This is a genomic window from Planctomonas deserti (genome assembly GCF_003067705.1).
Taxonomy (GTDB): Bacteria; Actinomycetota; Actinomycetes; order Actinomycetales; family Microbacteriaceae; genus Planctomonas; species Planctomonas deserti.
In genome coordinates this window covers 419,944-445,638 of sequence record NZ_QANL01000004.1, presented here as the reverse complement: position 1 = coordinate 445,638, position 25,695 = coordinate 419,944, and the positions used below count along the sequence as shown (strand labels likewise).

Sequence of the window (25,695 nt, the reverse complement as noted above, 5' to 3'; positions counted from 1 at the left end):
GCTAATGAGGAGGTACGGGCATGGATGACCGCGGTCTCGATGGCACCCCGGAAGATGGTCGGATTCCCCTAGGCGGAATTCCCGAGCAGCGGCCGGAGTACAGCAGCACTGACACCACCGCGACGTTCAGTGACGACCTCGCCGCCCAGCTCGCCGCCATCGACTCGAGCGTCTCCGCGGAGGAGCGCGAGGCGGTCGGCAGCCTCCCGTCCGGCTCCGCCCTGCTCGTGGTGCGCCGCGGCCCGAACGCCGGCGCGCGCTTCCTCCTCGACGCCGACGTGACCACTGTGGGTCGCCACCCGGATGCCGACATCTTCCTCGACGACGTCACGGTGTCGCGCAGGCACGCGCAGTTCCTGCGCAACGGCACCTCGTTCCAGGTCAAGGACCTCGGCTCCCTCAACGGCACGTACTTCGACGGCGTCCGCATAGACACGGCGCTGCTCAGCGACGGGGCGGAGGTGCAGGTGGGCAAGTTCCGCCTCACCTTCTACGCGTCGCGGCTCGACCTCGCGCGCTCGCTGAGCAAGTAGTGGCAGCGTCCTCCGCCGCGGCGAGGCTGCCCGCGCCGGCGCCGCTGCTCAGCATCGGTCAGGTGCTCGCCCGCCTCACGCCAGAGTTCCCTGACCTCACGCCCTCCAAGCTGCGCTTCCTCGAGGAGCAGAAGCTCGTGTCCCCGGCGCGTACGGAGTCCGGGTACCGCAAGTTCTGCGCCGCGGACGTAGACCGGCTGCGCCTCATCCTCTCCATGCAGCGGGATCACTACCTGCCGCTCAAGGTCATCCGCGAGTACCTGCACGACGTCGACGCGGGCCGCACGCCCGAGTTCCCCGGCGCGGGCGCGGGCGCCGGTGCCGCCGCCGGGCCGCGGCCGTCCATGCTGTCCCAGGAGCGCCGCTTCAATCGCGAGGAGCTGATCCGCGAGGCCGGTGCGTCGCCCATGCTGCTGAACGACGCCGTGTCCGCGTCCGTGATCGTGCCCGCCGAGGTCTACGGCGACGACACGCTCGCGGTGCTGCGCGCCCTCGTGGAGCTGCAGCGCTGCGGCATCGAGCCCCGGCACCTGCGCGGCTTCCGCGCAGCCACGGAACGCGAGCTCGGTCTCATCGAGAGCGCCCTCGCGCCGCTCGCCCGCAGGCGCGACGCGTCGAGCAAGGCGGCCGTCGCGGAGCGCGCCAAGGAGATCGCGAACCAGCTCGAGGTGGTCCGCGGCAGCCTCATTCGATCCGCTCTCGGACGCCTGGCCCAGTAGACTGATTTGAAACCTCCCTCCGACATCCGACACGCCGGGGGCTTCGGTCGAATGTCCCTCGGGGCGACCGTCGTCGTCGGTACCTTTGACGGAGTTGGTTCGGCCGGGATACCGGCCGAAAGGGTGAAAGGCAGTCCGATGAGTGAACTCAGCCGTAACGACGGAGCGCGTTACGACCTCGGTCTGCTGTTCACCGACGGTCTGCCCGAGATGGACGCGAACGCCGGCTATCGCGGTGCGGTCGCCGCTCGCGCCGCCGGCATCAGCTACCGCCAGCTCGACTACTGGGCGCGCACGGGGCTCGTCGAGCCGACCGTCCGCGGTGCCGCCGGATCCGGCTCGCAGCGCCTCTACGGCTTCCGCGACATCCTCGTGCTCAAGCTCGTGAAGCGTCTCCTCGACACGGGCATCTCCCTTCAGCAGATCCGCACCGCCGTGAACCAGCTGCGCGAGGCCGGCGTCAACGACCTGGCCCAGACGACGCTCATGAGCGACGGCGCCAGCGTGTACCTCTGCACCTCGAACGACGAGGTCATCGACCTCGTGAGCCGCGGCCAGGGCGTCTTCGGCATCGCCGTGGGCAAGGTCCTCCGCGAGGTCGAGACCAGCCTCGTCGAGCTCAACACCGAGACGGTCGACCCGATGGACGAGCTGGCGGCCCGCCGGGCGAGCAAGGCCAGCTGACCCGCTCCTCGTCCTGCGGGTGCGATGCTTGCGTCCGGGTCCGTCGTCGGTTCTTGTGATCCGTGTTGTTCCTCATTCGTCCTGGTCTTTAGGCCTTCTACACGGGCCGGGCGCGCAACACAGGCTGGGCCGAACGCAGCACAGGCTCGACCGCGCAGCACAGGCTCGGCCAAATGCAACACAGGCTCCAGAGCCCCGGATCGGATGGCGGGTCCCGTACAGCGCGGGGATGCCTGTGAGGGAGCCTGTGTTCGGTACGGGACGAGCCTGCATCAGGGGCGCGAGGCACGTCCGTCGTAGCGCCGGAAGCCGACCTCTGGTACGGCCACCACGGTCCCTGAGCCTGTCGAAGGGACGTCACGTCGCTTCGACAAGCTCAGCGACCGTGTGATGAATCGCACATGTGCCTTCCGTCGCTGTACCTGCCGGGCCACCCGACGCAATTCAGCAGATCCTGGGCGACACGCCGTCTCCGGGTGCGGACACGCCGACGGTGGGGCCGGATCTGCTGAATTGCGTAAGGAGCAGTCTCGGGAGCTAGCTGCAGGAGCGACCCGTCAGGAGCCGTGCGGATCGCGGATCGCGGACCGCGGACCGCGGCACCGCACTAGGCGGCGGAGCGGAGCTCCTGGCGCAGGGAGTAGTTCTGGCCCTCGAGGATGAACTGGGCGCTCGCCCCGGTGGACGCGTTGACCACGATGGGCGCGAGCAGGTTCACGGTCGTGCCGTCCGCGGCGGGGTTCGCGACCACGAGGACGATCGCGTCCTCCGGCGTCGTGACGTCGACCGCGGCGCACTGCTCGTCCGTGAGCATCGGCGCGTAGTCCGGCAGGTGCACCTGCGCGTCGAGCAGGAACAGGCGCAGCTCCGAGTCGAGGTCCGCGTGCAGGGCGTGCATGGCGTAGAGGCCGTCTGCGCCGTCGATCTTGTCGAGCGAGAAGTCGACGAGCGGGGCGAGTCCGGGCGGCGGGGCGACGAAGGTCAGTACAGGGTTCACGAGAGGAAGTCCATCAGGGTCGGCTGGAGAACACGGGCGGTTACGGCGAGGGCGGACTGGTAGGTGACCTCCTGGAGCTTGAGGTCGAGGATGACCTTGCTGAGGTCGACGTCCTCGATGCCGGCTCTCTGGGCCTCCAGGGTTCCGGACAGGGTCATCAGCGTCTCCTCCGCCTTCAGGATCTGTGCGTGGCGTGTGCCGAGCTCGGCGTGACCGGCGATGACGGTGTTCAGCCGGGCGTCGACGGCGTCGAGGTGGGTGCTCACGCTGACCCCGCCGCGGAGGTCGGCCGCGATGCGGTCGATGAGCGCGAACGCGGAGCTGCCGCCGGTGCCGAACAGCGCGGCGCCGTCGGCGTCGACCCGCACGGTGGTGTCGGCGCCGATGCGGCGCTGCACCGCGCTACCCGCGGCCCCGCTGAAGCTGAAGTCCGCGGCGAACGCCGAGCCCGCGTCCGAGTTGCCCGCGAAGACGGAGCGGCCCTGGTACCGGGTGTTGGCCTGGCCGAGCAGCTCGGTCTTCAGGCCCTCGAGCTCAGAGGCGATCGCCTCGCGGGTCGCCGGGGTGAGGGTCGCATCGTTCGCGCCCTGCACCGTGAGGTCGCGCACCCGGTTCAGGATCCCCTCGCTCGCGCTGAGGGCGGCGTCGCCCATGGTGAGCCAGCCGTTCCCGTTGTCGGCGTTGCGGGCGTACTGCTCCGCGGCGCGCTGCTGGGCGCGCACGCGCAGCGAGTCGCCGGTGCCGGTCGGGTCGTCCGAGGGCTTGGTGATGGCTTTCTGCGACGACGCCTGGCTCTGCAGCGTCGCGAGGCGCGTCATGCTCGCCTGCAGGTTGCGCTGCGCCGACGTCATCAACGTCGAAGTGGTGACACGGGAGACCATCGGTTACCTTCCCACCAGTCCGGTGCGGTTGATGAGCACGTCGAGCATCTCGTCGACCGCGGTCATGACCCGGGCGGCGCCCTGGTACGCCTGCTGGAACGTCAGCAGGTTCACGTTCTCCTCGTCCATGTCCACGGTCGAGTTGGCGAGCTGCTGGTTCTTGGCCGAGGTCGCGGCAACGTCCGTGAGCACCGCGTGGTGCGCCTCCGTCTGCGCGGCCACGGCGATCGTGGTCACGAAGGCCGTCCAGCGGGAGTCGGGGGAGCCGGCTGCGACGCCGAGCTGGGAGATGGCGTCGGCCACCGATCCGTCGACCGCGCCCGCGCCCGGGGCGCCGGAGGCGATGCCGCCGGCGTCGGTCGGCAGCACGGTGAGCCCCTTGGCCGCGGGCACCCCGGCGGCGAAGCCGAAGAAGTCGCGCCCGGTCGCGCCGGAGGGGGTGGCCCCGCCGCTGTGCACGGCGTTGACCTGCGCGGCGAGTTGCGTCGCGAACGCGTTGTAGGTCGCCGCCACCTCGGCGAGCGCGCCGCCGGTACCGGATGCGGTGGCCGGCGCGAGCACGGAGAGCGCGCCGGCGATGCGGCCGCCGTCGAGCGCGACGGGGGAGCCGGGGCGGTGCGTCCACTCGAGCGCGACCGGCGAGCCGGCGGCGCCGCTCAGTGAGCGGGTGCCGACGACGGTCACGGACCGTGCGCTGTCTCCGGTCACGATCGCGTTGCCGCCGATGAAGACGTCGACGGTGCCGTCGGCCTTCTCCCGCACGGCGCCGCCGGCGAGGGAGGCGATGGTCTCGGTGAGCGACGCGCGCCTGTCGATCAGCTCGTTGGCGTTGCCGCCGGAGGACAGCGTCGAGCGGATGGCCGCGTTGAGATCAGCGACCTGGGACGCGGCGCTGTTGAGCTGGGAGCCGAGGGTGTCGACGACGGAGCGCTGATTCGTCCACTCGTCCTCCACCTGGCGGTAGCGGTCGGCGAGCGAGGTGGTGAGCACGGAGGCGTTGCTGAGCACCAGGGCGGCGGCCGCCGGCTCGCCCGCCCGGTTGGAGAGGTCCTGCCAGGCGGCCCACATCTCCTGCAGCTGGTCGGAGATGCCGTTCTCGCCCGGCTCCTGCAGCGAGGCCTCGACGGTGGCGAGCACGTCGGCGCGCGCCGACTGGTAGCCGGAGGCCGCCGAGGACGAGCGCACCTGCGCGTCGAGGTGGAGGTTGCCGAGCCGCGCGATCGAGTCGACGGAGACGCCCTGGCCGGGGCGCACGCCGGACGAGAACAGGCCGGTGTGCGCGGGAGCCGGCACGGACGAGGTCTGCACGCGCTGGCGCGTGTACCCCTCGGTGTTGGCGTTCGCGATGTTCTGGCCCACGACGTCGAGGCCGGCGCGGGCGGCGACGAGACCGCTGTACGCGGTGGAGAGGCCACCGAATGTGCTCATGCCGTGCTCCTACAGGGTCCGGTCGACGAGGCGGCTGCCCGCGGAGACGCCGCCGGATGCGCCGGTCGCGTCGTACGTCGTCGGGTCGAGGGTGACGCCGGCCAGGGTCTCCTGGGTCGACCGTGCGGCGGCGCGCAGGAACTGCTCGTTCTCGTCGCGGAGCCCCTTGATCTGCCCGGTCAGCTGCGTCATCGCCTGCAGGTGGCCGGTGAAGATGTCCGACCACGGCCCGGCCGGGGCGTGGGCGACGAGCTCGCGAAGCGGCGCGTCCTCGTCCGCTCCCCACTCGCGGGCGAGCGACGCGGCCTCGACGGACCGGGCGAGGCCGGTGCTGCGGAGCCGCACGAGCACCTGCTCCACCTCGCGGGTGGCGTGCTGGACCCAGCGCGACTTCCCCGCGGTGAGCAGCAGCTGCTCCTCCTCGAGCTTGAAGCTCAGCAGCTCCAGCAGCTCGCGCTCCCGCCAGAGCAGCGCCGACAGTTCGTTCGCGCCCACGCTGTTCCTCCGACTCTTTCTTTTTCGTCCGTGTTGTCCTCGACCGGGGTGACCGGGGTGACCGGGGGTGTCGGGGAGGCTTGTCGCCGTCGTCCCGAGCGGTCAGTACCGCCTTCGGGGAGCACTATCGGCCGGGGGCGCCGGGATGTTAGCAATCCTCAGAAAATCCGCCCCCGCAACGGATCCCGGGCACGGCCCGAACGAGTCCCCCTATGGTGTGCCACCAAAGGGGGGCACCCGAACCCCCGTTGTGGGGGCCTTGGAATCGACCGCTGAACGGCCGCGATCACTAGCGTGAGAGAGCGGCGGGAACGACTCCCGCCGGGGGGATTTTCCGGGGGGAAAACACAATGGATCGTGCTGCGCGCAATCGCCTGGTCGTCGAGAACCTGCCGCTCGTCGGCTACCTCGTCTCCGAGGTCTGCGCCCGTGCCAGCCACCTGTCGCGCGACGACCTGGCCTCGGCCGGCGCCCTCGCCCTCGTGACCGCGGCGGACGCCTTCAACCCCGACCTCGGCATCCCGTTCGGCGCCTATGCCCGCAAGCGCATCGTCGGCGCCTTCGCCGACGACATGCGGGCGAGCGACTGGGCGAGCCGCGGCACCCGCCGCCGCATCAAGGACACGATGGCGGTGCAGGAGACGCTCACCGCGAGCCTCGGCCGCACCCCGACGGTGGACGAGCTGGCTGCGGCGCTCGGCACCGACCGCGAGACCACCGTCTCCGCGCTCGCCGACGCGTCCCGCACCGTCAGCGCCCTGGACGACATGACGGCCGAGTTCCTCGCCGCCGACACCGTGCTGCCCGAGGAGAGCCTGCTCGAGTCCGAGAAGCTGCGCTACCTGCACGCCTCGGTCGACGCGCTGCCCGAGCGCATGCGCCTGATCGTCCGCGCCATCTACTTCGAGGACCGCACCGTCAAGGAGGTGGCCGAGGAGCTCGGCATCACCCACTCGGCGGTGTCCCAGCAGCGCACGGAGGCCATGCGCCTCCTGCGCGACGGCTTCGGCACCCACTACGCGGACGACCCCGCGGTGGAGTACACGCCCGAGTCCCGCACCGCCCCCGCCCGTCGTGCCGCGTACCTCGCGCGCATGGCCGAGGGCACCATGGCCGGCATGGCGCGCGCGCTGCAGCCGGCCGTCCTGGCGCACACCAGCGTCGCGTCCTGATCCGAAGAAAAAACTTCGGCGGACTCCTAACCACGGCGTCGGCACTGCCGATAGCTATTCACGTCAGCCCACGGAAGGGCAGACAGTAAGACCCACTTCACGGAGGAGAACACACAATGGGTATGCAGATCAACACCAACCTCGCGGCGAACAACTCGTACCGCAACCTCAGCACCACGCAGAACGACCTGTCCAAGTCGCTGGAGAAGCTTTCCAGCGGCCTCCGCATCAACCGCGCAGCGGACGACGCGGCTGGTCTGGCCATCTCGGAGGGCCTGAAGTCGCAGGTCGGAGGCCTCTCGGTCGCCGCCCGCAACGCGCAGGACGGCATCAGCGTCATCCAGACCGCTGAAGGCTCGCTCACCGAGGTGCACTCCATCCTGCAGCGCGTGCGTGACCTCGCTGTTCAGTCCGGCAACGACTCGAACAACGCGGACTCCCGCGCCGCGATCGCGACCGAGGTCACGGAGCTCGGCAAGGAGCTCACCCGTATCGGTGACTCCACGAACTTCAACGGCATCAACCTCCTCGACGGCGCCAAGACCTCGCTGACCTTCCAGGTCGGCGCGGGCTCCAACGCCGCCGCGGACCAGATCACCGTCGACCTCACCGACGTCAAGGCGATCGGAACGGCCATCAGCGGCCTCGCCGCCACCGGCTTCGCCGATGCAGCCGCGTCGCTCACCACGATCGCCGCCGTTGACACGCAGATCAAGGGCGTTTCGACCGCTCGCGCCGAGCTCGGTGCCAGCCAGAACCGCTTCGAGTCCGTCGTGCGCAACATCTCCGTCTCGAAGGAGAACCTGTCCGCGGCCGGATCGCGCATCCGCGACACGGACATGGCTGAGGAAATGGTCAAGTTCACCCGCGCGAACATCCTCTCGCAGGCCGGTACGTCCATGCTCGCGCAGGCGAACCAGTCCAACCAGGGCGTCCTCTCGCTCCTCCGCTAAGCGAAGCGGCTGGAGAACACCTCGCACGAGGATCGATGGCCGGTGGTGCTGGAGGGATGGGGTGACACCCCGTTCCGCCATCACCGCCGGCCTCTCTCGTTCGCCCGGAGACCGCCGCAGGCACGAACCGCGGGCACGAACCGCGTACGCACGCGCCGGACACGCACGAACCGAGCCGACCGGCCGGAAAGAGAAGCACCCATGTCACTTGCCATCGACGGCCTCGTCAGCGGTCTCGACACCACGACCATGATCACGTCCCTCATGAAGATCGAGGCGGTCCCGCAGACGCTTCTGAAGAACAAGGTCACCAGCACCCAGAACTACATCACGGCCCTGCAGGCCCTGAATACGAAGGTCGCCTCGCTCGGCGAGCTCGCGACCAAGACCGCCAAGCCGGAGTCGCTGCAGCTGCTGACCGCGACGACGAGCGCGCCGTCCGTCACCGCGAAGACGGCGACCGGCGCCGTCCAGGGCGGGGTCGAGTTCCTCGTCGACACGCTCGCGCAGAGCCAGCAGACCGTGTCACCCGTGCTCAGCGAGTGGATGGACCAGCCTCCCGTGCTGACCTTCGTCGGCAAGGACGGCACCAGGACCGAGGTCACCGCGGCATCCCGCTCCCTCGACGACGTCGTGAAGGCGGTCAACGCCTCCGGCGCCGGCGTGAGCGCGACGAAGGTCGACGCGGGCGGCGGAAGCTTCCGCATCCAGTTCACCGCAACGGAGACCGGCGTGACCGGCGGCTTCGACGTGTACCGGGGCGCCCAGGGCGGCGCGCCGAAGGCCAAGGACCTCCTCACCGCGTCGGGCGGCGTCACGGTGCGCGCCGCGCAGGACGCGAAGGTCACACTCTGGGCGGGCACCGCCGCGGCCCGCTCCGTCACCTCGTCGACAAACACCTTCGACGGCCTGCTCACCGGCGTCGCGGTGACCGTCTCCGAGGTGTCGACGAAGCCCATCTCGGTCACCGTCGGCCGCGACGACGCGGGCATCGCGGGCGTCGCCAAGAGCCTCGTCGACGGCCTGAACGCCATCTTCACCTCCGTCGAGAACCAGACGAAGGTGTCCAGCACCACGAACTCGGCGGGCAACACGGTGACCACGGGCGGCGTCTTCTCCGGCGACAGCACGGTCCGCGACGTCGACCAGCGGCTCCTCTCGGCCGCCACCATGCCCGTCGACGGGCGCTCGCCGTCGTCGATCGGCATCTCCATCACGAAGACCGGCACCATCCAGTACGACGCCGACAGGTTTGCCGCGGCGCTGAAGGACGACCCTGCGGGCACGCAGGCCATGCTGTCCGAGATCGCGTCCCGGGTGTCGACCGCCGCGACCGCGTCCTCCGACAAGTACACCGGGCAGATCACGATGAAGATCACCGGCCAGCAGTCCGAGGTCCGCGTGCTCGGCGACCAGGTGGAGGCCTGGGACCGGCGCCTCGAGACCCGCCGGACGACCCTCGAGCGCACCTATGCCGCCCTTGAGGTGGCGCTCAGCCGGCTCAACTCCCAGTCCTCCTGGCTCTCGGGCCAGCTGGCCTCGCTCAACTCCGGCAGCTCGGCGTGACCCCTCTGGTCCGGACGTCCGGAATCCTCGCCCCCATCGCCTCCCTCGACCTCGGAAGCTCCTCATGACCCTGTTGAACGGCACCTACGCCCAGCGCTCGCAGTACAACCGCGACGCCATCCTGTCCGCCACCCCCGTGCGTTTGCTCACCATGCTGTACGACCGCCTGCTGCTCGACCTCGGTCGCGCCGAGGTCGCTCAGCTCGACGGCCGCTGGGCCGCCGCCTCGGAGAACCTCGTGCACGCGCAGGCGATCGTCGCCGAACTGATGTCGACGCTCAAGGTCGAGGTGTGGGACGGGGGAGAGGGCCTGCTCGCCCTGTACACCTACGCCTCCACGGCCCTCATCAACGCGAACATCCAGCGCGACGTCGCCCTGACCCGCGAGTGCATCGGCCTGCTCGAGCCGCTGCGCCAGGCGTGGCACGAGGCGGCGGCGCAGCTGCCCGCGTCGGCGCCGCAGTCGGTCGGCGCCGGCACGCTCGGCGTTGCCTGACGTGATGCAGGCAACCGGCACTCCCGCGGACGCGGCCACGACGAAGGGGCGACAGCACGACGCCTGGGTCGCCGTGCTCGACGAGCTCGAGCGGAACGCGGCGAAGGCCGCGCACCCGTCAGCACGGCGGGCCGCCGACGGGGGACCGCAGGCGGCGTCCCCCTGGTCGCCGCCCGTCGGGATCGGACCACTCCCGGCGGACCTCGCCGACCGCGCGACGCGGCTGCTCCGAGCCCAGCTCGACGCGGGAACCCTGCTGCAGGAGGAGCGGGCGCGGATCGCCCGGCACCTCGTGACCGTGCGCGCGGTCGACCCCGCGCGCCCCGCCCGGGAGTCGGTCTACCTCGACGTGCTCGGCTGAGCCGCCCCCGCACCCCCCGTTCGGGATTTCCCCTCCCGCTTCCCTAACCGACCGGCTCCGCGCAGCCGATAGCACTCAGTGAGCATGGATCGCTCACTCCCTGGCCACGGATCGGCCGCACGTCCTTTCTTCCTCTCGAAGCGAGCACCCATGCTGGAATCCGTGACCTCGACCGCTCTCACGAGCGCGCTCGACGGCCTGGCGCTGCGCCAGCGCACGATCGCCAACAACATCGCCAACGTCAACACCCCGGGCTACACGGCCAAGCGCGTGCAGTTCGAGGACGCCCTCGCGAGCTCCGTCCGCGCCGGCAGCGGATCCGTCACCGCAACGACCGAGCGCTCGCTCGAGCCGACGCGCCTGGACGGCAACAACGTGAACCTCGACACCGAGACCCTGTCCAACGTCGACACGGTGCTGCGCTACCAGTTCGCCTCCCGCGCCGTCGAGGGCACCTTCTCCGGCGTCCGCACCGCGATGCGGACCAGCTGATGACCTTCGACGCCATCGGGATCGCCGGATCCGGCCTCACTGTGCACCGCAAGTGGCTGGACGCCGTCTCCGACAACATCGCCAACGCGAACACGGCGAAGTCCACGGACGGAGCCGCATTTCAGGCCCGCTACATCCTCGCCCAGGAGGGTGAGGGCACCACCGGCGCGTACGTCGCCGGCACCGAGTACGGCAGCGAGGCCGGCCGCGTGGTGTACGAGCCCGACCACCCGCTCGCCGACGCCGAGGGCTACGTCCGCTACCCCGACATCGACCTCGGCGCCCAGATGGGCTCGCTCATCATGGCGCAGCGCGGCTACCAGGCGAACGCCGCGGTCGTCGACCGCGCCAAGGAGACCTACCAGGCCGCGCTGCAGATCGGACGCAACTGATGCCCATCGCACCCATCGGATCGGTGCTCCCCGTCACGGGCACCCAGGGCGTCGCGGGCACCGCCGCGACGGCCGGAACCGGCGGATCCGGCTTCGCCACCGCCATGACGGGCGCCGTCGACGAGCTGCAGCAGCTGCAGAGCGCGTCGAACGACCTGGCCGTCAAGGCCGTCACCGGCGACCTCAACGACATCCACAACGCCACTATCGCGTCCACCCGCGCCCAGGTCACGCTCGAGCTCGTCGCGGCCGTGCGCAACAAGGGCGTCGACGCGTTCAACGAGATCATGAGGATGCAGGCCTGATGCCCGCTCAGCTCCGCGGCATGTTCGGCCGCCTCGGGAACTCCATCCGCGAGTTCACCATCGCCCAGCGCACCATCGCGCTCATCGGCGTCGCCGTGCTCGTGCTCGGCTCGGTCGCCCTCGCCTCCTGGGCAGCCAAGCCCTCGTACACGCCGCTCTTCTCCGGCCTCGCGCCGGCCGACGCCAACACGATCGTCGAGCAGCTGCGCACCGACGGCGTGCCCTACGAGCTCACGAGCGGCGGATCCACGATCCTCGTCCCCGAGGAGAGCGTCTACGACCAGCGCCTCAAGGCGGCGTCGGCCGGGCTGCCCACGTCCGACAGCGGCGGCTACTCCCTTCTCGACGACATGGGCGTCACCTCGTCGGAGTTCCAGCAGTCGGTGACCTACAAGCGCGCCCTCGAGGGCGAGCTCGCCACCACGATCGGCGCCCTCGACGGCGTCAAGACCGCCTCGGTGCGGCTCGCCATGCCCGAGGAGACCGTCTTCGTCGCCGAGAAGGCCGACCCCACCGCGTCGGTGTTCGTCGAGACCGACCAGGGCGTCACCCTGAACGCCGACCAGGTGCAGGCCATCGTGCACCTGACCTCCGCCTCCATCGAGGACATGAAGCCCACGGACGTCGCCGTGATCGACGCGGCGGGCACCGTGCTCTCCGCCGTGGGTGCGGGCGCGACCGGCAGCACCGCGAAGCAGGCGACCGACTACGAGGACCGCGTGCGCTCCTCTGTTCAGGCCATGCTCGACCGCGTCGTCGGCCCGGGCAACGCGACCGTCGTGGTCGCCGCCGACATGAGCCAGGAGTCCGGTGAGCGGGTGGAGGAGACCTTCACCACGCCCGAGGGCGCCCCGGCGCTCAACGAGACCACCCAGACGGAGGACTACACGGGTGCCGGCGGCACCGCCGCGGGCGTGCTCGGCCCCGACAACATCGCCGTGCCCAACGGCACGAACGGTGACGGCACCTTCGCCTCGGAGTCCACGACCAAGAACAACGCCGTGAACAAGGTGACGGAGTCCACCACGATCCCGGCCGGCACCGTCGCGCGCCAGACCGTGTCGGTCGCGGTGAACCGGGCCGCCGCCGGCGGGCTGAACGTCACCACCGTGTCCGACCTCGTGGCGTCCGCCGCGGGCATCGACGCCACCCGCGGCGACGCGGTGACCGTCGAGGTCGTCGACTTCAACACGGACGCCGCCGCGGACGCGAAGGCCGCGATCGCCGCCGCCGAGGCGCAGGCCGCCGCGGAGGCGCAGGGCGCGCTCCTGCACACCGCGATCATCACCCTCGGCGTCGTCGCGGTGCTGATCACCTCGCTCATCCTGATCGCCAAGCGCTCCCGCAGGCAGAGCCGCGAGGAGGTCGACCTCGGGGTCCTCGCCAACGCGCCGACCACTTGGGACGCCGCCGCGGTGCCGCTCGCGATCGACGACCCCGGCACGACGCTTCCGCTCGAGACGGTCGCGATGCCCGCCCCGCCGGCCCTTCCGGCCGAGCCGCTGCCGATCGACCGCAAGCGCGCGGACATCGACGCGCTCGCCGAGCGCGACCCGCAGAAGACCGCTGAGTTCCTCCGCAGCCTGATGGACGAGAGGCAGCCCGTATGAGCGCCACCGCCGTCGCCGGCCTGAGCGGCGCGCAGAAGGTCGCCGTCATCCTCATGCAGATGGACCAGGCCCGCGCGGCCCAGGTGATGCAGCAGTTCTCCGAGGTCGAGGCCGAGGAGATCACGGCGGAGATCGTGCGCCTGCGCCGCGTCGACTCTGCCGTGGCGGACAGCGCGGTCGCGGAGTTCCACGAGCTCGCGATGAGCGGCAAGCGGCACAGCCGCGGCGGCCGCGACATCGCGGTCGGCCTGCTCGAGGCGTCCTTCGGCTCCGAGCGCGCGGCGGGCGTGATGGACCGCCTCGCCTCCTCCATGGCCGGCAAGTCCTTCGAGTTCCTCGCCGAGGTCGAGCCCGGACAGCTGCGCACGCTCCTCGACGGCGAGCTGCCGCAGACCATCGCGCTCGTGCTCGCCCACCTCCGTGCCGACCGCGCGTCCGCCGTGATGGCCGGGCTCGACGGGGCGCTGCGCACCGACGTCGCCCAGTGCATCGCCACCATGGGCACCGCGACGCCCGAGTCCGTCAACATCGTCGCCTCCGCCCTGAAGGTGCGGGCCGGCGCGGTCGTCACGCCGCGCGAGCCCGTCGAGGTGGTCGGCGGAATCCAGCCGCTCGTCGACATCATCAACCGGTCCGACAGCTCCACCGAGCGCTCGCTGCTCGAGGGCCTCGAGGAGCGCGACCCCCGGCTCGCCGAGGAGGTGCGCTCGCGCATGCTCACGTTCGAGGACCTGGTCAAGCTCGAGGCCCGCGACATCCAGCAGGTGCTGCGCGGCATCGACTCCGCCATGCTCGCGCTCGCCATGAAGGGCGCGCCCGAGGCCGTCGTCGCCGCGATCCGCAGCAACGTCTCTGAGCGCAACCGCGAGCTCCTGGACGACGAGATCTCCTCGATGGGGCCCGTGCGCCTCTCCCAGGTCGAGGAGGCGCGCGCCGAGGTGGTGCGCTCCATCCGCTCGCTCGCGGCCGAGGGGACCATCACCGTGCACAGGGGGGACGAGGACGCGTATGTCGACTGAGGCAGTGTTCGCACGCATGGCGTTCCCCGCCCTGCGCGACGGCGGCCGCGCCGCCGCCGAGGCCCGCGGCGTCGCCCAGGGCCACGCGGCGGGCTACGCCGCAGGCCTCCGCGCCGCGGCGGCCGAGATCGCGGAGCGCGACGCGCGCCGCGAGGCGGAGCACGCGGCTGCCCTACGTGCCGCCGAGGAGCGCACCGAGCGCGCCCTGACCGCCCTCGCTGCCGCGACGCGGGCGCTCGACGAGCGGGCCCTCCCGCTCGTATCCGAGGCCGAGGAGTCCATCGTGACCCTCGCCGTGCAGCTCGCGGAGGCCCTCGTCGGCCAGGAGCTGAGCGTCGCCGAGGTGGCGGCCCGGCTCGCGGTGGAACGCGTGCTCACCATGGCGGCCCCGGACTCCGTCCGCGCCGTCCGGCTCAACCCCTGCGACCTCGCCGCGCTCGACGACAACCTGCGCCGCCGCTCGCGCCTCACCTTCGTGGCCGACCCGTCGGTGGCTTCCGGCGACGCGGTCGCAGACCTCGACGACGGCTTCCTCGATGCCCGCATCAGCACCGCCATGACCCGGGTGCGCGAGGCGCTTCTTGTTCCCGCCTCGCCCGCGGCTGGCGCATCCGCCACGATGATCTCCCCTGCCCCTGCCCCTGCCCCTGCCCCTGCCCCTGCCCCTGTCTCCGCGTTCCCGTCCCCGGTGGACGCCGCGTCCCTGGCGCGGAGGGCCGCGTCATGACCCTCGTCTGGAACCCTCGCCCCGCCGCCGTCTCCTCCGCGCTCTCCGCGGCCCGACCCGAGCGCGTCGGCGTCGTCTCGTCGATCGTCGGCCTCGGCGCCGTCGTCCGCGGCCTCGACGCCGCCATCGGTGACATCGTCACCATCGGGGACGGTGCCGGCGTCGACGCCGAGGTCGTCGCGACGACCCCGGACGGGGTGCGTTGCATGCCGCTCGGTCGCATGGCCGGCGTGAGCGCTGGAGCGCCGGCGCGCTCCAAGGGCGCGCCTATCCTCGTCCCGACCGGCCGCGGCCTCTTCGGCCGGGTGCTCGACGGCCTCGGCCGCCCCATCGACGGCAAGGGTCCGCTCGAGGTCGACGCCATGGTGCCGCTCGACCACGAGACGCCGAACTCCATGCAGCGCGCCCGCATCGACACGCCGCTCCAGCTCGGCGTGCGCGTGCTCGACACCATGACCACCGTCGGCCGCGGTCAGCGCCTCGGCCTGTTCGCCGGATCCGGCGTCGGCAAGTCCTCGCTGCTGTCGATGATCGCCCGCGGCACGGACGCCGAGGTGTCCGTCGTCGCCCTGGTGGGGGAGCGCGGCCGCGAGGTGCGCGAGTTCCTCGAGGACGACCTCGGTCCCGAGGGCCTCGCGCGCTCGATCGTCGTCGTGTCGACCTCCGACGAGCCCGCCATGATGCGCCTGCGCGCCGCCTTCGTCGCCACCCGCATCGCCGAGTCCTTCCGCGACCGCGGCTCGGACGTTGTGCTCATGATGGACTCGCTGACCCGCGTCGCGATGGCGCAGCGCGAGATCGGCCTGTCCGTCGGCGAGCCTCCCGCGACGCGCGGATACCCGCCGTCGACGTTCTCCGTGCTCGCCCAGCTGCTCGAGCGCGCCGGCACCGACAGGATCGGCTCCGTCACCGGCATGTACACCGTGCTCGTGGACGGCGACGATCACAACGAGCCCATCGCGGACGCGGCGCGCTCGATCCTCGACGGCCACGTCGTGCTCGACCGCAAGCTCGCCGTCGTGGGACACTTCCCGTCCGTCGACGTGCTCGGATCCGTGTCCCGCGTCGCCTCGAAGGTGCTCCCGCGCGAGCAGACCGGCATGGCCACAGCCCTGCGCAGCGTGCTCGCCGCACGGCGCACCGCGCAGGACCTGCTCGACGTCGGCGCCTACCAGCGCGGCACGAACCCGCTCGTCGACGCCGCCGTGGACAACGAGGGCGCGATCAATGCGTTCCTGCGTCAGCGGATGGACGACGGCACCTCCTCCGCGGACGCGTGGCAGCGCCTCGCTGAGCTCTGCCGCATGTTGGGGGTGCCGGCATGAGCCGCGCCTTCTCGCTCGCCGGACTGCTCCGGCTGCGTCACGCCCAGCAGGACGAGGCGGGCAGCGCCCTCGCGTCCGCCAACGCCCGGCTCGCCGAGGCGACCGCGCGTCGCGCCCGCACGGCCGCCGTGCTCGCGGGCGAGCCCGTGGCCGTCACCGACTCCGCCACCCTGTTCGCCGTGAGCGCCGCCCGCGCATCCACCCGCGGCATGCTCGCCGAGCTCGACGCCATGGCCGCGTCCCGGCGCGCCGATGTCGACAGCGCCCAGGCCGCGTTCAACGCCGCCCGCACCCGTTCCATCGGCCTCGAGAAGCTCGAGGTCAAGCACACGGAGCGCGTGCTCACCGAGGACGCACGCGCCGAGCAGCTCGTGCTCGACGAGGTCGCGTCCACCGCGTGGCACCGCACCTCCCCGGAGGCGACCCGATGAGCATCGCCGACGTCCTCGGTCGCGTCCAGCAGATCCAGTCCACCATCACCCAGCTGTCCCCGGGCCTCTCGGGCGGCACCGCCAGGTCCAGCACCGGGTCGTCGTCCGCGACCACGTTCGCCGGCGCACTCGCCCAGGCGGAGAGCGCGACCGGTGCGGCCGCGGGTGGCGCACCGGGTGCCGCTGCCGCTGCCGGTGCCGCGGGCGCGACCCTCGCCACGGGATCCGCGGGCGCGAAGGCGACGGCGCCCACCGGCGCGGCCCTGCCCGGCGCGAGCGGGATCACCGGCGACGCCATCGTCGAGACGGCGAAGAAGTACCTCGGCGTGCCCTACGAGCTCGGCGGCGAGGACGCGAACGGCATCGACTGCTCGGGCCTCGTGCAGCGCGTGATGAAGGACCTCGGCGTCGACGTGCCCCGGCTCGTGTCGGGCCAGTCGACGCTCGGCACCGAGGTGACGTCCCTGAAGGATGCCAGGCCGGGCGACCTCATCGTCAACGACAACGGCGGCCACATCTCCATCTACCTCGGCGACAACAAGATCCTCTATGCACCCAAGCCGGGCGACAGGGTGAAGATCAACTCGGTCTACTTCCCGGAGTCGGAGATCGTGACCATCCGCCGCGTCGCTCCGGAGAAGACCATCGCCGCTGCCACGGCCGCCCTCGCCGCCCCGGCGGGGATCGGCGCGGCGGGCAGCGCCCTCGCTCCCGGCACGACCGACCTCGCCACCGCCGCCTTGCGCAGCAGCCTGATGAGCGGAGGATCGCTGTGAACCTGATCCTCACCGCGCCGCGCGCCGCCTCGCCCGTCGGGACGGACGCGACGAGCGGCTCGTCCGCGTCCTCGGGTGCGGACGGCTTCGGCGCCGCCATGCTGGCCGTCGCGGCCCCCGCCGGCTCCGGCCGTTCCACCGGTCCCGCAACGGCTCCGGCCGCGGCGTCCGCGAACGGCGGCGCGATGGCCGGCGGGCAGGGCTCCGCGTCCGCCCCCTCAGCGCCCGTCTCGGCGCCCGTATCGACGCCCAGTGCACCGCCCGTCGCGACCACTGATTCCACTCAGGACGCGTCCGCCGCCGCCGCCGCCGCCGCCGTCATCGCCGTCATGACCGCTTCGCCCGTCGCCCCGCTCGCGGCCTCCTGGCCGCCGGTCCGCCCGCTGCCTGCCGCCGCGCTCGACGTCGATCCGGGGGCGCGTCCCGCGACCGACGCCGCGGCTGAGGATGCCGCAGACCCCGCGAGCGGTGCTGCCGTCGACGAAGCCGACACCGACACCCACCCTGCTTCCGACCCGGTTCCGGCCGACGGGACCGCGGGGCACCCGACCGCCCCGGCCGCCCCGCCGACCGCCCCGGCCGCCCCGCCGACCGACGGCGCCCTGATCACCGAGGCCGCCACGGTCGCCACCCCTGCCGCCGCCCCCGACCGTGCCGTTGTCCCGGCTGTCGCCCCCACCGCGACGCTCGGCACCGACGCCACGGCCGCCCGCACCGCGGGGACGTCGACCCCGCTTGCTCCCGCCGCACCGGTATCCGGCACGCCCGTGTCCGCGGGATGGGCACCCTCCGCGCCGATTGAGGGCGACTCGCCCGCCAAGGCCGCGACGCCGACGGCCGGCACGAGCATCCCGGCTGCGGCATCCGCTGCCGGTACCGCTGCGGCAACCGCACCCATGAGCACGACGGGAACAGCGGCCACCGCCGTGCCCGGGACCGCCGTCATCGCGGAGACGTCCGCGGGTTCCGCGGCCGGCGCGCCCACGGCTCCCGCCGGCCACGCGACGGCCGGCACGCCGGTCGTCGCCGCCGCAACCACCGCTGCGGTGACGGTCACACCGGGATCGCCGGCCGCGGTGGTCGCCGCGTCGACTCCAGCCGTCCGCGCGCCATCGCGCCCGGAGGACACGGCGGTGCAGTCGACGTCGGCAACGACCGCCGCGCCGGCCGCCGCGCCTCAAACGGCCCCGGTCGGCGTTCCCGCGGCAGCAGCACCCGCCACGGCGACCCCCGCCGCGCCTTCGGCCCCGGTTCCACTGCCCGCGCAGCTCGCCAAGCCGATCTTCACCCTCGCGGCCGCGGGTCACGGCGAGCACGTCGTCACCGTCACCCTCGCTCCCGACAACCTCGGGCCCGTCACCGTGCGCGCCCACGTCTCGGCGGAGTCCATGCAGGTGCAGCTGTTCGCCGCCTCCGACCTCGGTCGAGACGCGGTGCGGGCGATCCTGCCGGACCTGCGCCGGGACATCGCCGCAACGGGCCTGCAGACGAGCCTGGACCTGTCGTCGCAGAACCAGCCGTCCGACCCGCGCGGGCACGCGCCCGAGCGGCCCCGGCCCTTCGGTGAGCGCGGCTCCGGCCGACAGCCCATCGCATCCGCCACCGAGCGCGCGCCCCGCGCCTCGGCCTACGGGCCGCTTCCCACCATCGACGTGCTCGCCTAGAGACCTGAGGAGTTCCCATGCCCATCGACGCGATTTCCGCGACCACTTCGCCCACGACCACGCCGACCCGCGCGCCCAAGCAGACCATGGACGGCGAGGTCTTCATGTCCCTGCTCGTGTCGCAGCTCCGCAACCAGGACCCGAGCTCGCCCATGGACACCAACGAGATGATCGCCCAGACGACCCAGCTCGCCATGATGGAGAAGATCACGGCGATGACCACCACCAGCGAGGAGAACTTCTCGCTGCAGATGCGCATGGCGTCCGCCTCGCTCATCGGCAAGCAGGTCTCCTACGCGGGACCGGACGGGGCCACGGTCACCGGAACCGCCACCTCGGTCTCCTACGCGGGGGCCGTGCCCCAGGTGACCGTCGACGGCAAGGCCGTCTCCCTCGACGTGATCGCCGGCATCACGGCCGCCGCATCCGGCTCGCCGGCATCACCGACGTCCCCGGCTTCGCCCGCCGCATCCGGCTCGCCGGCCTCCCCGGCCTCGTCCTCCTCTCTCTGACCACCAGATCTTCCGCACACACCAACCGCGTAATCATTTCCGAAAGGCAGCTTCCATGCTTCGCTCGCTCTACTCCGGCATCTCCGGCCTCCGCTCGCACCAGACCATGCTCGACGTGACCGGCAACAACATCGCCAACGTCAACACCGCCGGCTTCAAGGGCTCCGCGGTCCAGTTCCAGGACACGCTCTCGCAGCTCACCCAGGGCGCGGGCGGCCCGCAGGCCGGACTCGGCGGCACCAACCCCGCCCAGGTGGGCCTCGGCGTGCAGGTCGCCGGCATCAGCACCAACTTCGCCCAGGGCTCGTCGCAGGCGACGGGCCGCGCCACGGACATGATGATCTCCGGTGACGGCTTCTTCGTGACCCGCCAGGGCAACGAGACGCTGTACTCCCGCGCGGGGGCCTTCGACGTCGACGCGGCGGGCCGCCTCGTCACGCCCGACGGCTCCATCGTCCAGGGCCTCCCCGCCGTGAACGGCGTCGTCAACGAGGGTGGCCGCATCGGCGACCTGACCCTTCCGATGAACACGGTTGCCGGCGCCATCGCGACGAGCACCGCGACCATCGGCGGCAACCTGCCCTCCGATGCGGCCGTCGGCACCCAACTCGTCCGCGACATCGAGGCCTTCGACGCGGCCGGCAGGTCCCGCACCCTCACGCTGACCTTCACCCGCTCGGCCGCCGGCTGGGACGTCGCGGGTGCCGACGGCACGGGCGCGACGGGCGCCGGGTCCCTGACCTTCGCCAACGGCCTGCAGACCGGCGGCGGGAACGTCACCGTGGGCGGCGTCACCGTGCAGCTCGACTCCATCACCGGCTACGCCAAGCTCAGCACCCTCGCCGTCAGCGGCCAGGACGGCCGCAGCGCCGGAACCTTCGCCGGCTTCAGCGTCGGCAAGGACGGCACGGTCATCGGCTCCTTCACCAATGGCGCCTCGGAGGCGGTGGGCCGGCTCTCGCTCGCGACCTTCGCGAACTCGGCCGGTCTGGAGAAGGCCGGCGGCTCGACCTACCGCGCGACGTTCAACTCCGGCGCCGCCACGATCGGCGCTCCCGGCGCCGACGGCCGCGGCACGGTCAGCAGCGGCACGCTCGAGATGTCCAACGTCGACCTCTCGCAGGAGTTCACCAACCTGATCGTCGCCCAGCGCGGCTTCCAGGCGAACGCCCGCATCATCACCACCTCGGACGAGGTGCTTCAGGAGCTCACCAACCTGAAGCGCTAGTCCGGCGCACGCGGCGTCGGTCCGGGCCTTCCGCCCGGATCGGCGCCGTTCGTGTACCCGGGCACCGAGCCGGTGGGGGCAGGTGTTGGCGTCAGCGCCGGGCGACGGCGTCCGCGGCGGCGTAGCGTTCGGCCAACGATCCCCGACGAGCGGAAGGGAAACCGGCCGTGGCCCGACTCCTGTACACCGGCATCACCTCACTGGACGGCTACGTCGCCGACACCGGCGGGCGCTTCGACTGGAGCGTCCCCGACGAGGAGGTGCACGCCTTCGTCAACGAGGTCGAGCGCCCCATCGGCACCTACCTCTACGGCAGGCGCATGTACGAGGTTCTCTCGGTGTGGGAGACGCTTGGCGGGGAGGGCGAGCCCGACGTGATGCGCGAGTACGCCGACATCTGGCGCTCGGCCGACAAGGTGGTCTTCTCCTCGACCCTGCCCGAAGCCGCCGTGACGGCGCGCACCCGCATCGAGCGGGAGTTCCACCCCGGGCGCATCCGCGCCTGGAAGGCGGAGGCCGACCGCGACCTGTCGATCAGCGGCCCCCACCTGGCGGCGCAGGCATTGCGGTCGGGGCTCGTCGACGAGGTGCAGCTGTTCGTCTCGCCCGTCGCAGTCGGCGGCGGCAACCGGTTCTTACCGGATGGGCTGCGCGTCGACCTCGAGCTGCTCGACGAGCGCCGCTTCGGCAACGGCGTCGTCTACCTGCACTACGCCGTCGTAGGGCGTCAGTAGCCTGGCGGGATGACGCGACCGCTCTCCGATTTTCCCCCCTTCATCTACGGGACCACCCGCCTCGGGCACGCCGACGTGCCCCGCGAGCAGCAGCGCGCCATGGCTCGGGCCGCCATCGACGCCGGGCTGTGGATGCACACGTCGCGGCAGTACGACCACGCGCTCGAGGTCCTGGGGGAGGTGTTCGCGGAGAACCGCGACGCCATCCCTCCGCTCATCGTCAAGCTCGGCGGCGGCACGGCGGCGTCGGTACGCGCCACCCTCGCCGAGAACGTCGAGCCGCTCGGTATCGAGAGGATCGCTGTCGGTCAGCTCAGCGCGACCGACGAGTTCGCCGAGGCCATGGTCAGCGGTGGACCGATCCTCGACGAGCTGCGCGGGATCCGGGACGAGGGTCTCGTCGGGCGCTTCGTGCTGGAGATCTTCCCGTGGACGTCGGCAGCACCGCTCGCCGCCCTGCGCGCGGGCCACCTCGAGGGGCTCGTCGACGGCTTCATCCTCTACCTCAACCCGCTGCAGCGCTTCGCGTCGAACGAGCTGTGGGACGAGCTCCTGCAGCGGGACGCGTCCATCATCTCGATGCGCACGGTCAGCGGCGCGCCGGTGCACACCCTCCGCGACGTGCCCGGAGCGGCGTGGCTGCCTTACCTCCAGGAGCGGGCGGTCGAGGTCGCGCCGATCTTCGAGCGGTCGGGAATCGCGAGCTGGGCGGAGTTCTGCATGCGATTCGCGCACAGCACCCCGCAGGTCGTGTCGACAGTCGGGTCCGCCAGCCGCCGCAGGCACCTCGACGAGCTCGTCGAGGTTAGCCATCGCGTCGAGCCGCTTCACGCGGACATCGTGGACGAGCTGTTCGCCCTGCAGCGCCACTGGTCCGACGAGGTGGACGTGCACGCCGAGCCCTGGACGATGTAGCGCCGGCGCTCCCGCCGGTAAGCGACTCCACGTGGAAATAGGGGTCTCTCCGGCACGGATGGTGCCTCTGCGGAGCGTTCCGTGGGTCTCTATGCGCCGATACTCACGACGCGCTCGGTATTAGTGCGGTGCTTATCGGATCGTATCCCCGGGCGTATGCGGCTCTTTTCCGGCTTTCTCGGATTTGCCATGGCCTATCCTCAGCAGCCGTTTTCCCCGGTGCGACGCATTCTCCTTGGATCACTTGTCGCTTTTCCTTGTGATTTCGCGCCGTTGCCGCTGTTAATCCGCCGTGAGGGCGTCCTTATTCATGCGCAGGGCGCCCCGCCCGCGGGCGGACGCGGTACAGCTACGGATTCCCGAAGAACACCGCTGGTGCACGGGGAATCGCGGCCTGGGTTCGCCCGCGTGGGTGCTCTGCGAACGGGGGAGCATGCCCATGGGACGAAAGTCAAGTCCCTGGGCGTCTCTTTTCGCGCCGCGTACCGTCTTCTTTATCGGGAGTACTGCGGCGGTATGCCGCATAAGGGGCGAAGAAGCATGGCAATCGGATACAACAGCGCACTCGAGGTCGTCGCACTCAGCGACCACGAATGGCGTGTGTGCGACGGCGAGGTGGAGCCGGGCGACGCGCGCCGCATCCTCGCTTATATCGAGAAATGCGACGGACTTTACGAAGTCATGTCGATGAAGCCCATGCCGTGCGTGTGCGGCCGATTCTGTTCTTTCGACGACGCGCTGACGCGGATCAGCGCAGACCGCGAGTCGGGCGTGAACCGACTCGCGATAAGTGCGGGGTAACGCCATGAGCGACGTCGACATCGTGCGCCGAGACGCGCCGCCCCGGTACTTCCTCTCGCACGGCTACGACACCGACCTCCTCGAGGGCGTGCCCTGCGAGGGGCCGTACTCGTCGCGCGAAACCGCGGAGGAGGCGGCGGCTCAGCTGCTGCTCGCCCTCAGCGGCACCGACGGCTGAGCGGCACCGCTTCCGACAGTTCCGGTCAGAGCCGACTCCGGTCCGACCTGTTTCCGGTCAGCCCCGCCTTCGGTCAGAGCTGCTCGGTGGGCACCGCGAAGGTGTCGCACGCACCAGCGCCGCCCTCGCGACCGGCCTCGAACCAGCGCTGGCGCTGCTCGGCCGATCCGTGGGTCCACGAGTCGGGGTCGACCTGGCCGCCGCTCGCCGCCTGGATGCGGTCGTCACCGACGGCCGCTGCGGCGTTGAGGGCGTCCGCGACCTGCTCGCGGGTGACCGGCTCGAGGAATGTCACGCCCGCATCGTCGCGGACGGTGGAGGCGGCACCCACCCAGGCGCCGGCGTAGCAGTCCGCCTGCACCTCGAGGCGGATGGTGTCCGACCCGGGACCAGTGTTGCTACGGTCGGCGCGCTCGAAAGCGCCGCTCAGCTGCTGGATGTGGTGGCCCCACTCGTGGCCGACGACGTACATCTGAGCGAGCGGTCCGCCGCTGGCGCCGAACTGGCTCCGCAGCTGGTCGAAGAAGGCCGTGTCCACGAACAGCGCCTGGTCGGGCGGGCAGTAAAAGGGACCGCTCGCGCTGGTCGCGTTGCCGCAGCCGGTCGTTGTCCCGTCCGTGAAGAGGAAGAACTCAGGGGTCGTGTAGTTGGCGATGCCGATGGCGGGGGCCTCGGTCGCCCAGTAGGTGTCGAGGCTGTCCGCCGCGCCGGCCATGCGGCAGTCGATGCTCTCGTTCGCGTCCTCGCCGGTCTGGCAGTCGGCGAGCGGCTCGGAGACCGTGGGGCCGCCGGCCCCTCCCGTGCCGCCCCCGTTGACGAGGCCGGAAAGGTCCACGCCCGTGAACTGGGCGATGAGGAACACGGCGATCACGGCGATGCCGCCGCCACCTGCGGCGATGCCGGTGGTGCGCCCGCGGCGCTTGACCTTGCTGCTGTCGATACGGGCGTTGTCGTTGAAGGACATGAATCGACCGTACCGGGGCGGGGGAGCGGGCGCTGCGAGGCACACCCTGCGGCGGCACCTGGCGGTCTGTGGTGGTGCTGCCCCAGGTCCGGCTTCCCGCGGCTACGTCGCGTTGGTGAGCAGCCAGTCCAGCGCGGCCGGGCACTCGGAGAGCACGGACACGTGCCCGTCGTCCGGCCGCCGCCAGAGCTCCGCCCTCGGGCAGTGCGTGGCGAGCCACTCGGAGTGCGAGGGCGGCACGACGCGGTCCCGGCCGCCGTGCACGAGGAGCACGGGCGCCCGCACGTCCGTCACGTCGAAACCCCACGGGGTGACGAAGGCGACGTCGTCGTCGATCAGCCCGTCGGAACCGTCCGCGGCGGCGAGGCCGACGTCGTCGCTCAGCGACGACCAGGCGCCCGCGAGCGCGTCATAGTCCCGCTCGACGAAGCTCTCGGGATCGAACTCGGCGGTCGCCTCGTACCGCTCGCGCGCGTCCCGCCCCTCCGCCGCCGCGCGCAGCGAGGCGCCGTCGGACGCCATGCCGCCGAACCAGTCGATGCCGTCCGCATCGAATGGCGCCAGCCCCGCGAGGTTCACCACCCCGGACACGCGGTCGGGAAGCAGCGCCGCGCAGGCGAGCGCGTGCGGACCGCCCCCGGACGCGCCCATGACCGCGAACCGTTCGAGGCCGAGCGCGTCGGCGACTGCCGCGACGTCCTCCGCGGCGGTGGCGACCGACCGCCCCGGCCGCGGCGTGGACCCGCCGTAGCTAGGCCGGCCGTACGACACGAGCCGGATGCGCCGCTCCGCCGTCCAGGCGAGAAGCGGCGCGAGGAGCGCGCCGGTCTGCGGCGACCCGTGATGCCAGATGATGGTCAGCCGCCCGTCGCCACCCGGGTTCCCGCTCCCGACGCCGGGATCCCCACTTTCGTGGACCCCGAAGCCCGGGTCCCCACTGTCGTGGGCCCGCACCACTCGCCCGTCCGGCGTCCGCACATCCCGCGTCTCCACCATGCCCTCACCGTAGAGCCCCCGCCCCCGCACCGCGCCCCTCCCACCAACCGCGTCGCCGAGCAACCACACGGTCGCTGAGCCAACACAGTGCTGAGCCACCCCGGTCACTGAGCTCGTCGAAGCGACGCAAGCTGCGCTGACACGGCCGCGTCCCTTCGACGGGCTCAGGGACCGAGGCGGTGCCGTCGATCAGCATCGGCAGTTCCCGAGAGCTTCGCGGGCACGGACGGAATATGGGTGGCGCGGCCGCCGGCACTCCTGAGCGACCCGTGGACGGTCACCACGGTCGCTGAGCGTGTCGAAGGGACGCAAGGTGCGCTGACACGGCCGCGTCCCTTCGA

Annotated in this window: 30 protein-coding genes; 24 read left to right on the top strand and 6 right to left on the bottom strand. The window is 71.7% G+C overall.

Going from position 1 to position 25,695, the window contains the following annotated elements; genetic code table 11:
• Nucleotides 1-20: 20 nt before the first annotated feature.
• The 3 genes from DAI20_RS15555 to DAI20_RS15545 all read left to right on the top strand — a co-directional run bounded on the left by DAI20_RS15555 (nucleotide 21) and on the right by DAI20_RS15545 (nucleotide 1,936).
• Nucleotides 21-533 (top strand): FHA domain-containing protein, encoded by a 513-nt coding sequence (locus DAI20_RS15555; protein WP_108252442.1) that lies wholly within the window; start codon nucleotides 21-23, stop codon nucleotides 531-533.
• On the top strand, nucleotides 533-1,252 hold the full coding sequence (gene ftsR / locus DAI20_RS15550) for a transcriptional regulator FtsR (protein WP_108252440.1): 720 nt from the start codon (nucleotides 533-535) through the stop codon (nucleotides 1,250-1,252). Before DAI20_RS15555 ends, ftsR begins: the two co-directional genes overlap by 1 nt.
• 138 nt (nucleotides 1,253-1,390) lie before the next feature.
• Nucleotides 1,391-1,936: a MerR family transcriptional regulator gene (locus tag DAI20_RS15545; RefSeq protein WP_108252438.1), complete on the top strand. Its 546-nt coding sequence runs from the start codon at nucleotides 1,391-1,393 to the stop codon at nucleotides 1,934-1,936.
• A 607-nt stretch (nucleotides 1,937-2,543) separates the two neighbouring features.
• Here the strand turns inward: DAI20_RS15545 and fliW are convergent.
• From fliW to DAI20_RS15525, 4 genes are read right to left on the bottom strand one after another with little or no spacing between them, the layout of a single operon-like run.
• Entirely contained in the window at nucleotides 2,544-2,933 is a 390-nt protein-coding gene (fliW, locus tag DAI20_RS15540; protein WP_108252436.1) for a flagellar assembly protein FliW, read from the bottom strand.
• A complete protein-coding gene (flgL, locus tag DAI20_RS15535) occupies nucleotides 2,930-3,814 on the bottom strand; it encodes a flagellar hook-associated protein FlgL (protein ID WP_108252434.1) in 885 nt (294 codons plus the stop codon). The genes fliW and flgL overlap by 4 nt, the downstream gene beginning before the upstream one ends.
• A gap of 3 nt (nucleotides 3,815-3,817) precedes the next feature.
• Nucleotides 3,818-5,242, bottom strand: coding sequence for a flagellar hook-associated protein FlgK (gene flgK / locus DAI20_RS15530; protein ID WP_108252432.1), 1,425 nt, complete (start codon nucleotides 5,240-5,242; stop codon nucleotides 3,818-3,820).
• Between the two features lie 9 nt (nucleotides 5,243-5,251).
• On the bottom strand, nucleotides 5,252-5,737 hold the full coding sequence (locus DAI20_RS15525; protein WP_108252430.1) for a flagellar protein FlgN: 486 nt from the start codon (nucleotides 5,735-5,737) through the stop codon (nucleotides 5,252-5,254).
• A gap of 350 nt (nucleotides 5,738-6,087) precedes the next feature.
• On the opposite strand from DAI20_RS15525, the gene DAI20_RS15520 reads away from it, so the two are divergent.
• The 21 genes from DAI20_RS15520 to DAI20_RS18605 all read left to right on the top strand — a co-directional run bounded on the left by DAI20_RS15520 (nucleotide 6,088) and on the right by DAI20_RS18605 (nucleotide 23,394).
• The gene (locus DAI20_RS15520) at nucleotides 6,088-6,909 is read left to right on the top strand and encodes a sigma-70 family RNA polymerase sigma factor (protein ID WP_108252427.1); all 822 of its coding nucleotides are present in this window, start codon (nucleotides 6,088-6,090) and stop codon (nucleotides 6,907-6,909) included.
• Nucleotides 6,910-7,025: 116 nt separating this feature from the next.
• The gene (locus DAI20_RS15515) at nucleotides 7,026-7,862 is read left to right on the top strand and encodes a flagellin N-terminal helical domain-containing protein (protein WP_108252425.1); all 837 of its coding nucleotides are present in this window, start codon (nucleotides 7,026-7,028) and stop codon (nucleotides 7,860-7,862) included.
• Between the two features lie 201 nt (nucleotides 7,863-8,063).
• Nucleotides 8,064-9,428, top strand: coding sequence for a flagellar filament capping protein FliD (gene fliD / locus DAI20_RS15510; protein ID WP_108252423.1), 1,365 nt, complete (start codon nucleotides 8,064-8,066; stop codon nucleotides 9,426-9,428).
• A 64-nt stretch (nucleotides 9,429-9,492) separates the two neighbouring features.
• Nucleotides 9,493-9,924, top strand: coding sequence for a flagellar export chaperone FliS (gene fliS, locus DAI20_RS15505; RefSeq protein ID WP_108252421.1), 432 nt, complete (start codon nucleotides 9,493-9,495; stop codon nucleotides 9,922-9,924).
• Between the two features lie 4 nt (nucleotides 9,925-9,928).
• On the top strand, nucleotides 9,929-10,285 hold the full coding sequence (locus tag DAI20_RS15500; protein WP_159085088.1) for a hypothetical protein: 357 nt from the start codon (nucleotides 9,929-9,931) through the stop codon (nucleotides 10,283-10,285).
• A gap of 150 nt (nucleotides 10,286-10,435) precedes the next feature.
• The gene (locus tag DAI20_RS15495) at nucleotides 10,436-10,777 is read left to right on the top strand and encodes a flagellar basal body rod protein FlgB (RefSeq protein ID WP_108252417.1); all 342 of its coding nucleotides are present in this window, start codon (nucleotides 10,436-10,438) and stop codon (nucleotides 10,775-10,777) included.
• Entirely contained in the window at nucleotides 10,777-11,169 is a 393-nt protein-coding gene (locus tag DAI20_RS15490; RefSeq protein WP_108252415.1) for a flagellar basal body rod protein FlgC, read from the top strand. Before DAI20_RS15495 ends, DAI20_RS15490 begins: the two co-directional genes overlap by 1 nt.
• Complete coding sequence (fliE, locus tag DAI20_RS15485) at nucleotides 11,169-11,474, top strand: flagellar hook-basal body complex protein FliE (protein ID WP_108252413.1); 306 nt, start codon at nucleotides 11,169-11,171, stop codon at nucleotides 11,472-11,474. Before DAI20_RS15490 ends, fliE begins: the two co-directional genes overlap by 1 nt.
• Nucleotides 11,474-13,084 (top strand): flagellar basal-body MS-ring/collar protein FliF, encoded by a 1,611-nt coding sequence (gene fliF, locus DAI20_RS15480; protein ID WP_108252411.1) that lies wholly within the window; start codon nucleotides 11,474-11,476, stop codon nucleotides 13,082-13,084. Before fliE ends, fliF begins: the two co-directional genes overlap by 1 nt.
• Nucleotides 13,081-14,103: a flagellar motor switch protein FliG gene (fliG, locus tag DAI20_RS15475; RefSeq protein WP_108252409.1), complete on the top strand. Its 1,023-nt coding sequence runs from the start codon at nucleotides 13,081-13,083 to the stop codon at nucleotides 14,101-14,103. The genes fliF and fliG overlap by 4 nt, the downstream gene beginning before the upstream one ends.
• Nucleotides 14,093-14,830, top strand: a complete 738-nt coding sequence (locus DAI20_RS15470) for a FliH/SctL family protein (RefSeq protein WP_108252407.1) — start codon at nucleotides 14,093-14,095, stop codon at nucleotides 14,828-14,830. The genes fliG and DAI20_RS15470 overlap by 11 nt, the downstream gene beginning before the upstream one ends.
• Entirely contained in the window at nucleotides 14,827-16,155 is a 1,329-nt protein-coding gene (locus DAI20_RS15465; protein WP_108252405.1) for a FliI/YscN family ATPase, read from the top strand. Before DAI20_RS15470 ends, DAI20_RS15465 begins: the two co-directional genes overlap by 4 nt.
• Nucleotides 16,152-16,586 (top strand): flagellar FliJ family protein, encoded by a 435-nt coding sequence (locus tag DAI20_RS15460; protein ID WP_108252403.1) that lies wholly within the window; start codon nucleotides 16,152-16,154, stop codon nucleotides 16,584-16,586. The genes DAI20_RS15465 and DAI20_RS15460 overlap by 4 nt, the downstream gene beginning before the upstream one ends.
• Nucleotides 16,583-17,362, top strand: a complete 780-nt coding sequence (locus DAI20_RS15455) for a C40 family peptidase (RefSeq protein WP_108252656.1) — start codon at nucleotides 16,583-16,585, stop codon at nucleotides 17,360-17,362. The genes DAI20_RS15460 and DAI20_RS15455 overlap by 4 nt, the downstream gene beginning before the upstream one ends.
• Nucleotides 17,359-19,026: a flagellar hook-length control protein FliK gene (locus DAI20_RS15445; RefSeq protein WP_159085087.1), complete on the top strand. Its 1,668-nt coding sequence runs from the start codon at nucleotides 17,359-17,361 to the stop codon at nucleotides 19,024-19,026. The genes DAI20_RS15455 and DAI20_RS15445 overlap by 4 nt, the downstream gene beginning before the upstream one ends.
• Before the next feature lie 17 nt (nucleotides 19,027-19,043).
• Nucleotides 19,044-19,538: a flagellar hook capping FlgD N-terminal domain-containing protein gene (locus tag DAI20_RS15440; protein WP_108252399.1), complete on the top strand. Its 495-nt coding sequence runs from the start codon at nucleotides 19,044-19,046 to the stop codon at nucleotides 19,536-19,538.
• A 55-nt stretch (nucleotides 19,539-19,593) separates the two neighbouring features.
• The gene (locus DAI20_RS15435) at nucleotides 19,594-20,766 is read left to right on the top strand and encodes a flagellar hook protein FlgE (RefSeq protein WP_108252397.1); all 1,173 of its coding nucleotides are present in this window, start codon (nucleotides 19,594-19,596) and stop codon (nucleotides 20,764-20,766) included.
• 167 nt (nucleotides 20,767-20,933) lie between these two features.
• Entirely contained in the window at nucleotides 20,934-21,500 is a 567-nt protein-coding gene (locus DAI20_RS15430) for a dihydrofolate reductase family protein (protein WP_108252395.1), read from the top strand.
• 9 nt (nucleotides 21,501-21,509) lie between these two features.
• On the top strand, nucleotides 21,510-22,415 hold the full coding sequence (locus tag DAI20_RS15425) for an aldo/keto reductase (protein WP_108252394.1): 906 nt from the start codon (nucleotides 21,510-21,512) through the stop codon (nucleotides 22,413-22,415).
• Between the two features lie 540 nt (nucleotides 22,416-22,955).
• Nucleotides 22,956-23,216 carry a hypothetical protein gene (locus DAI20_RS15420; protein ID WP_108252391.1) on the top strand — a complete coding sequence of 87 codons (261 nt, stop codon included), beginning with the start codon at nucleotides 22,956-22,958 and terminating at the stop codon, nucleotides 23,214-23,216.
• A 4-nt stretch (nucleotides 23,217-23,220) separates the two neighbouring features.
• Nucleotides 23,221-23,394 carry a hypothetical protein gene (locus tag DAI20_RS18605; RefSeq protein ID WP_159085086.1) on the top strand — a complete coding sequence of 58 codons (174 nt, stop codon included), beginning with the start codon at nucleotides 23,221-23,223 and terminating at the stop codon, nucleotides 23,392-23,394.
• A gap of 73 nt (nucleotides 23,395-23,467) precedes the next feature.
• On the opposite strand, the gene ypfJ is transcribed toward DAI20_RS18605, so the two are convergent.
• Both ypfJ and DAI20_RS15410 read right to left on the bottom strand, forming a co-directional pair.
• On the bottom strand, nucleotides 23,468-24,358 hold the full coding sequence (ypfJ, locus tag DAI20_RS15415; protein ID WP_108252389.1) for a KPN_02809 family neutral zinc metallopeptidase: 891 nt from the start codon (nucleotides 24,356-24,358) through the stop codon (nucleotides 23,468-23,470).
• Between the two features lie 102 nt (nucleotides 24,359-24,460).
• On the bottom strand, nucleotides 24,461-25,354 hold the full coding sequence (locus DAI20_RS15410) for an alpha/beta fold hydrolase (protein ID WP_108252387.1): 894 nt from the start codon (nucleotides 25,352-25,354) through the stop codon (nucleotides 24,461-24,463).
• Between the last annotated feature and the right edge of the window lie 341 nt (nucleotides 25,355-25,695).

What these genes read in the sequence shown, in the direction of transcription:
- DAI20_RS15555 (WP_108252442.1), top strand. Translation starts at nt 21, where the DNA reads ATGGATGACCGCGGTCTCGATGGCACCCCGGAAGATGGTCGGATTCCC.
- DAI20_RS15545 (WP_108252438.1), top strand. Translation starts at nt 1,391, where the DNA reads ATGAGTGAACTCAGCCGTAACGACGGAGCGCGTTACGACCTCGGTCTG.
- flgL (WP_108252434.1), bottom strand. Translation starts at nt 3,814, where the DNA reads ATGGTCTCCCGTGTCACCACTTCGACGTTGATGACGTCGGCGCAGCGC.
- flgK (WP_108252432.1), bottom strand. Translation starts at nt 5,242, where the DNA reads ATGAGCACATTCGGTGGCCTCTCCACCGCGTACAGCGGTCTCGTCGCC.
- DAI20_RS15520 (WP_108252427.1), top strand. Translation starts at nt 6,088, where the DNA reads ATGGATCGTGCTGCGCGCAATCGCCTGGTCGTCGAGAACCTGCCGCTC.
- DAI20_RS15515 (WP_108252425.1), top strand. Translation starts at nt 7,026, where the DNA reads ATGGGTATGCAGATCAACACCAACCTCGCGGCGAACAACTCGTACCGC.
- fliD (WP_108252423.1), top strand. Translation starts at nt 8,064, where the DNA reads ATGTCACTTGCCATCGACGGCCTCGTCAGCGGTCTCGACACCACGACC.
- fliS (WP_108252421.1), top strand. Translation starts at nt 9,493, where the DNA reads ATGACCCTGTTGAACGGCACCTACGCCCAGCGCTCGCAGTACAACCGC.
- DAI20_RS15500 (WP_159085088.1), top strand. Translation starts at nt 9,929, where the DNA reads ATGCAGGCAACCGGCACTCCCGCGGACGCGGCCACGACGAAGGGGCGA.
- DAI20_RS15495 (WP_108252417.1), top strand. Translation starts at nt 10,436, where the DNA reads ATGCTGGAATCCGTGACCTCGACCGCTCTCACGAGCGCGCTCGACGGC.
- DAI20_RS15490 (WP_108252415.1), top strand. Translation starts at nt 10,777, where the DNA reads ATGACCTTCGACGCCATCGGGATCGCCGGATCCGGCCTCACTGTGCAC.
- fliE (WP_108252413.1), top strand. Translation starts at nt 11,169, where the DNA reads ATGCCCATCGCACCCATCGGATCGGTGCTCCCCGTCACGGGCACCCAG.
- fliF (WP_108252411.1), top strand. Translation starts at nt 11,474, where the DNA reads ATGCCCGCTCAGCTCCGCGGCATGTTCGGCCGCCTCGGGAACTCCATC.
- fliG (WP_108252409.1), top strand. Translation starts at nt 13,081, where the DNA reads ATGAGCGCCACCGCCGTCGCCGGCCTGAGCGGCGCGCAGAAGGTCGCC.
- DAI20_RS15470 (WP_108252407.1), top strand. Translation starts at nt 14,093, where the DNA reads ATGTCGACTGAGGCAGTGTTCGCACGCATGGCGTTCCCCGCCCTGCGC.
- DAI20_RS15465 (WP_108252405.1), top strand. Translation starts at nt 14,827, where the DNA reads ATGACCCTCGTCTGGAACCCTCGCCCCGCCGCCGTCTCCTCCGCGCTC.
- DAI20_RS15460 (WP_108252403.1), top strand. Translation starts at nt 16,152, where the DNA reads ATGAGCCGCGCCTTCTCGCTCGCCGGACTGCTCCGGCTGCGTCACGCC.
- DAI20_RS15455 (WP_108252656.1), top strand. Translation starts at nt 16,583, where the DNA reads ATGAGCATCGCCGACGTCCTCGGTCGCGTCCAGCAGATCCAGTCCACC.
- DAI20_RS15440 (WP_108252399.1), top strand. Translation starts at nt 19,044, where the DNA reads ATGCCCATCGACGCGATTTCCGCGACCACTTCGCCCACGACCACGCCG.
- DAI20_RS15435 (WP_108252397.1), top strand. Translation starts at nt 19,594, where the DNA reads ATGCTTCGCTCGCTCTACTCCGGCATCTCCGGCCTCCGCTCGCACCAG.
- DAI20_RS15425 (WP_108252394.1), top strand. Translation starts at nt 21,510, where the DNA reads ATGACGCGACCGCTCTCCGATTTTCCCCCCTTCATCTACGGGACCACC.
- DAI20_RS15420 (WP_108252391.1), top strand. Translation starts at nt 22,956, where the DNA reads ATGGCAATCGGATACAACAGCGCACTCGAGGTCGTCGCACTCAGCGAC.
- DAI20_RS18605 (WP_159085086.1), top strand. Translation starts at nt 23,221, where the DNA reads ATGAGCGACGTCGACATCGTGCGCCGAGACGCGCCGCCCCGGTACTTC.
- ypfJ (WP_108252389.1), bottom strand. Translation starts at nt 24,358, where the DNA reads ATGTCCTTCAACGACAACGCCCGTATCGACAGCAGCAAGGTCAAGCGC.
- DAI20_RS15410 (WP_108252387.1), bottom strand. Translation starts at nt 25,354, where the DNA reads ATGGTGGAGACGCGGGATGTGCGGACGCCGGACGGGCGAGTGGTGCGG.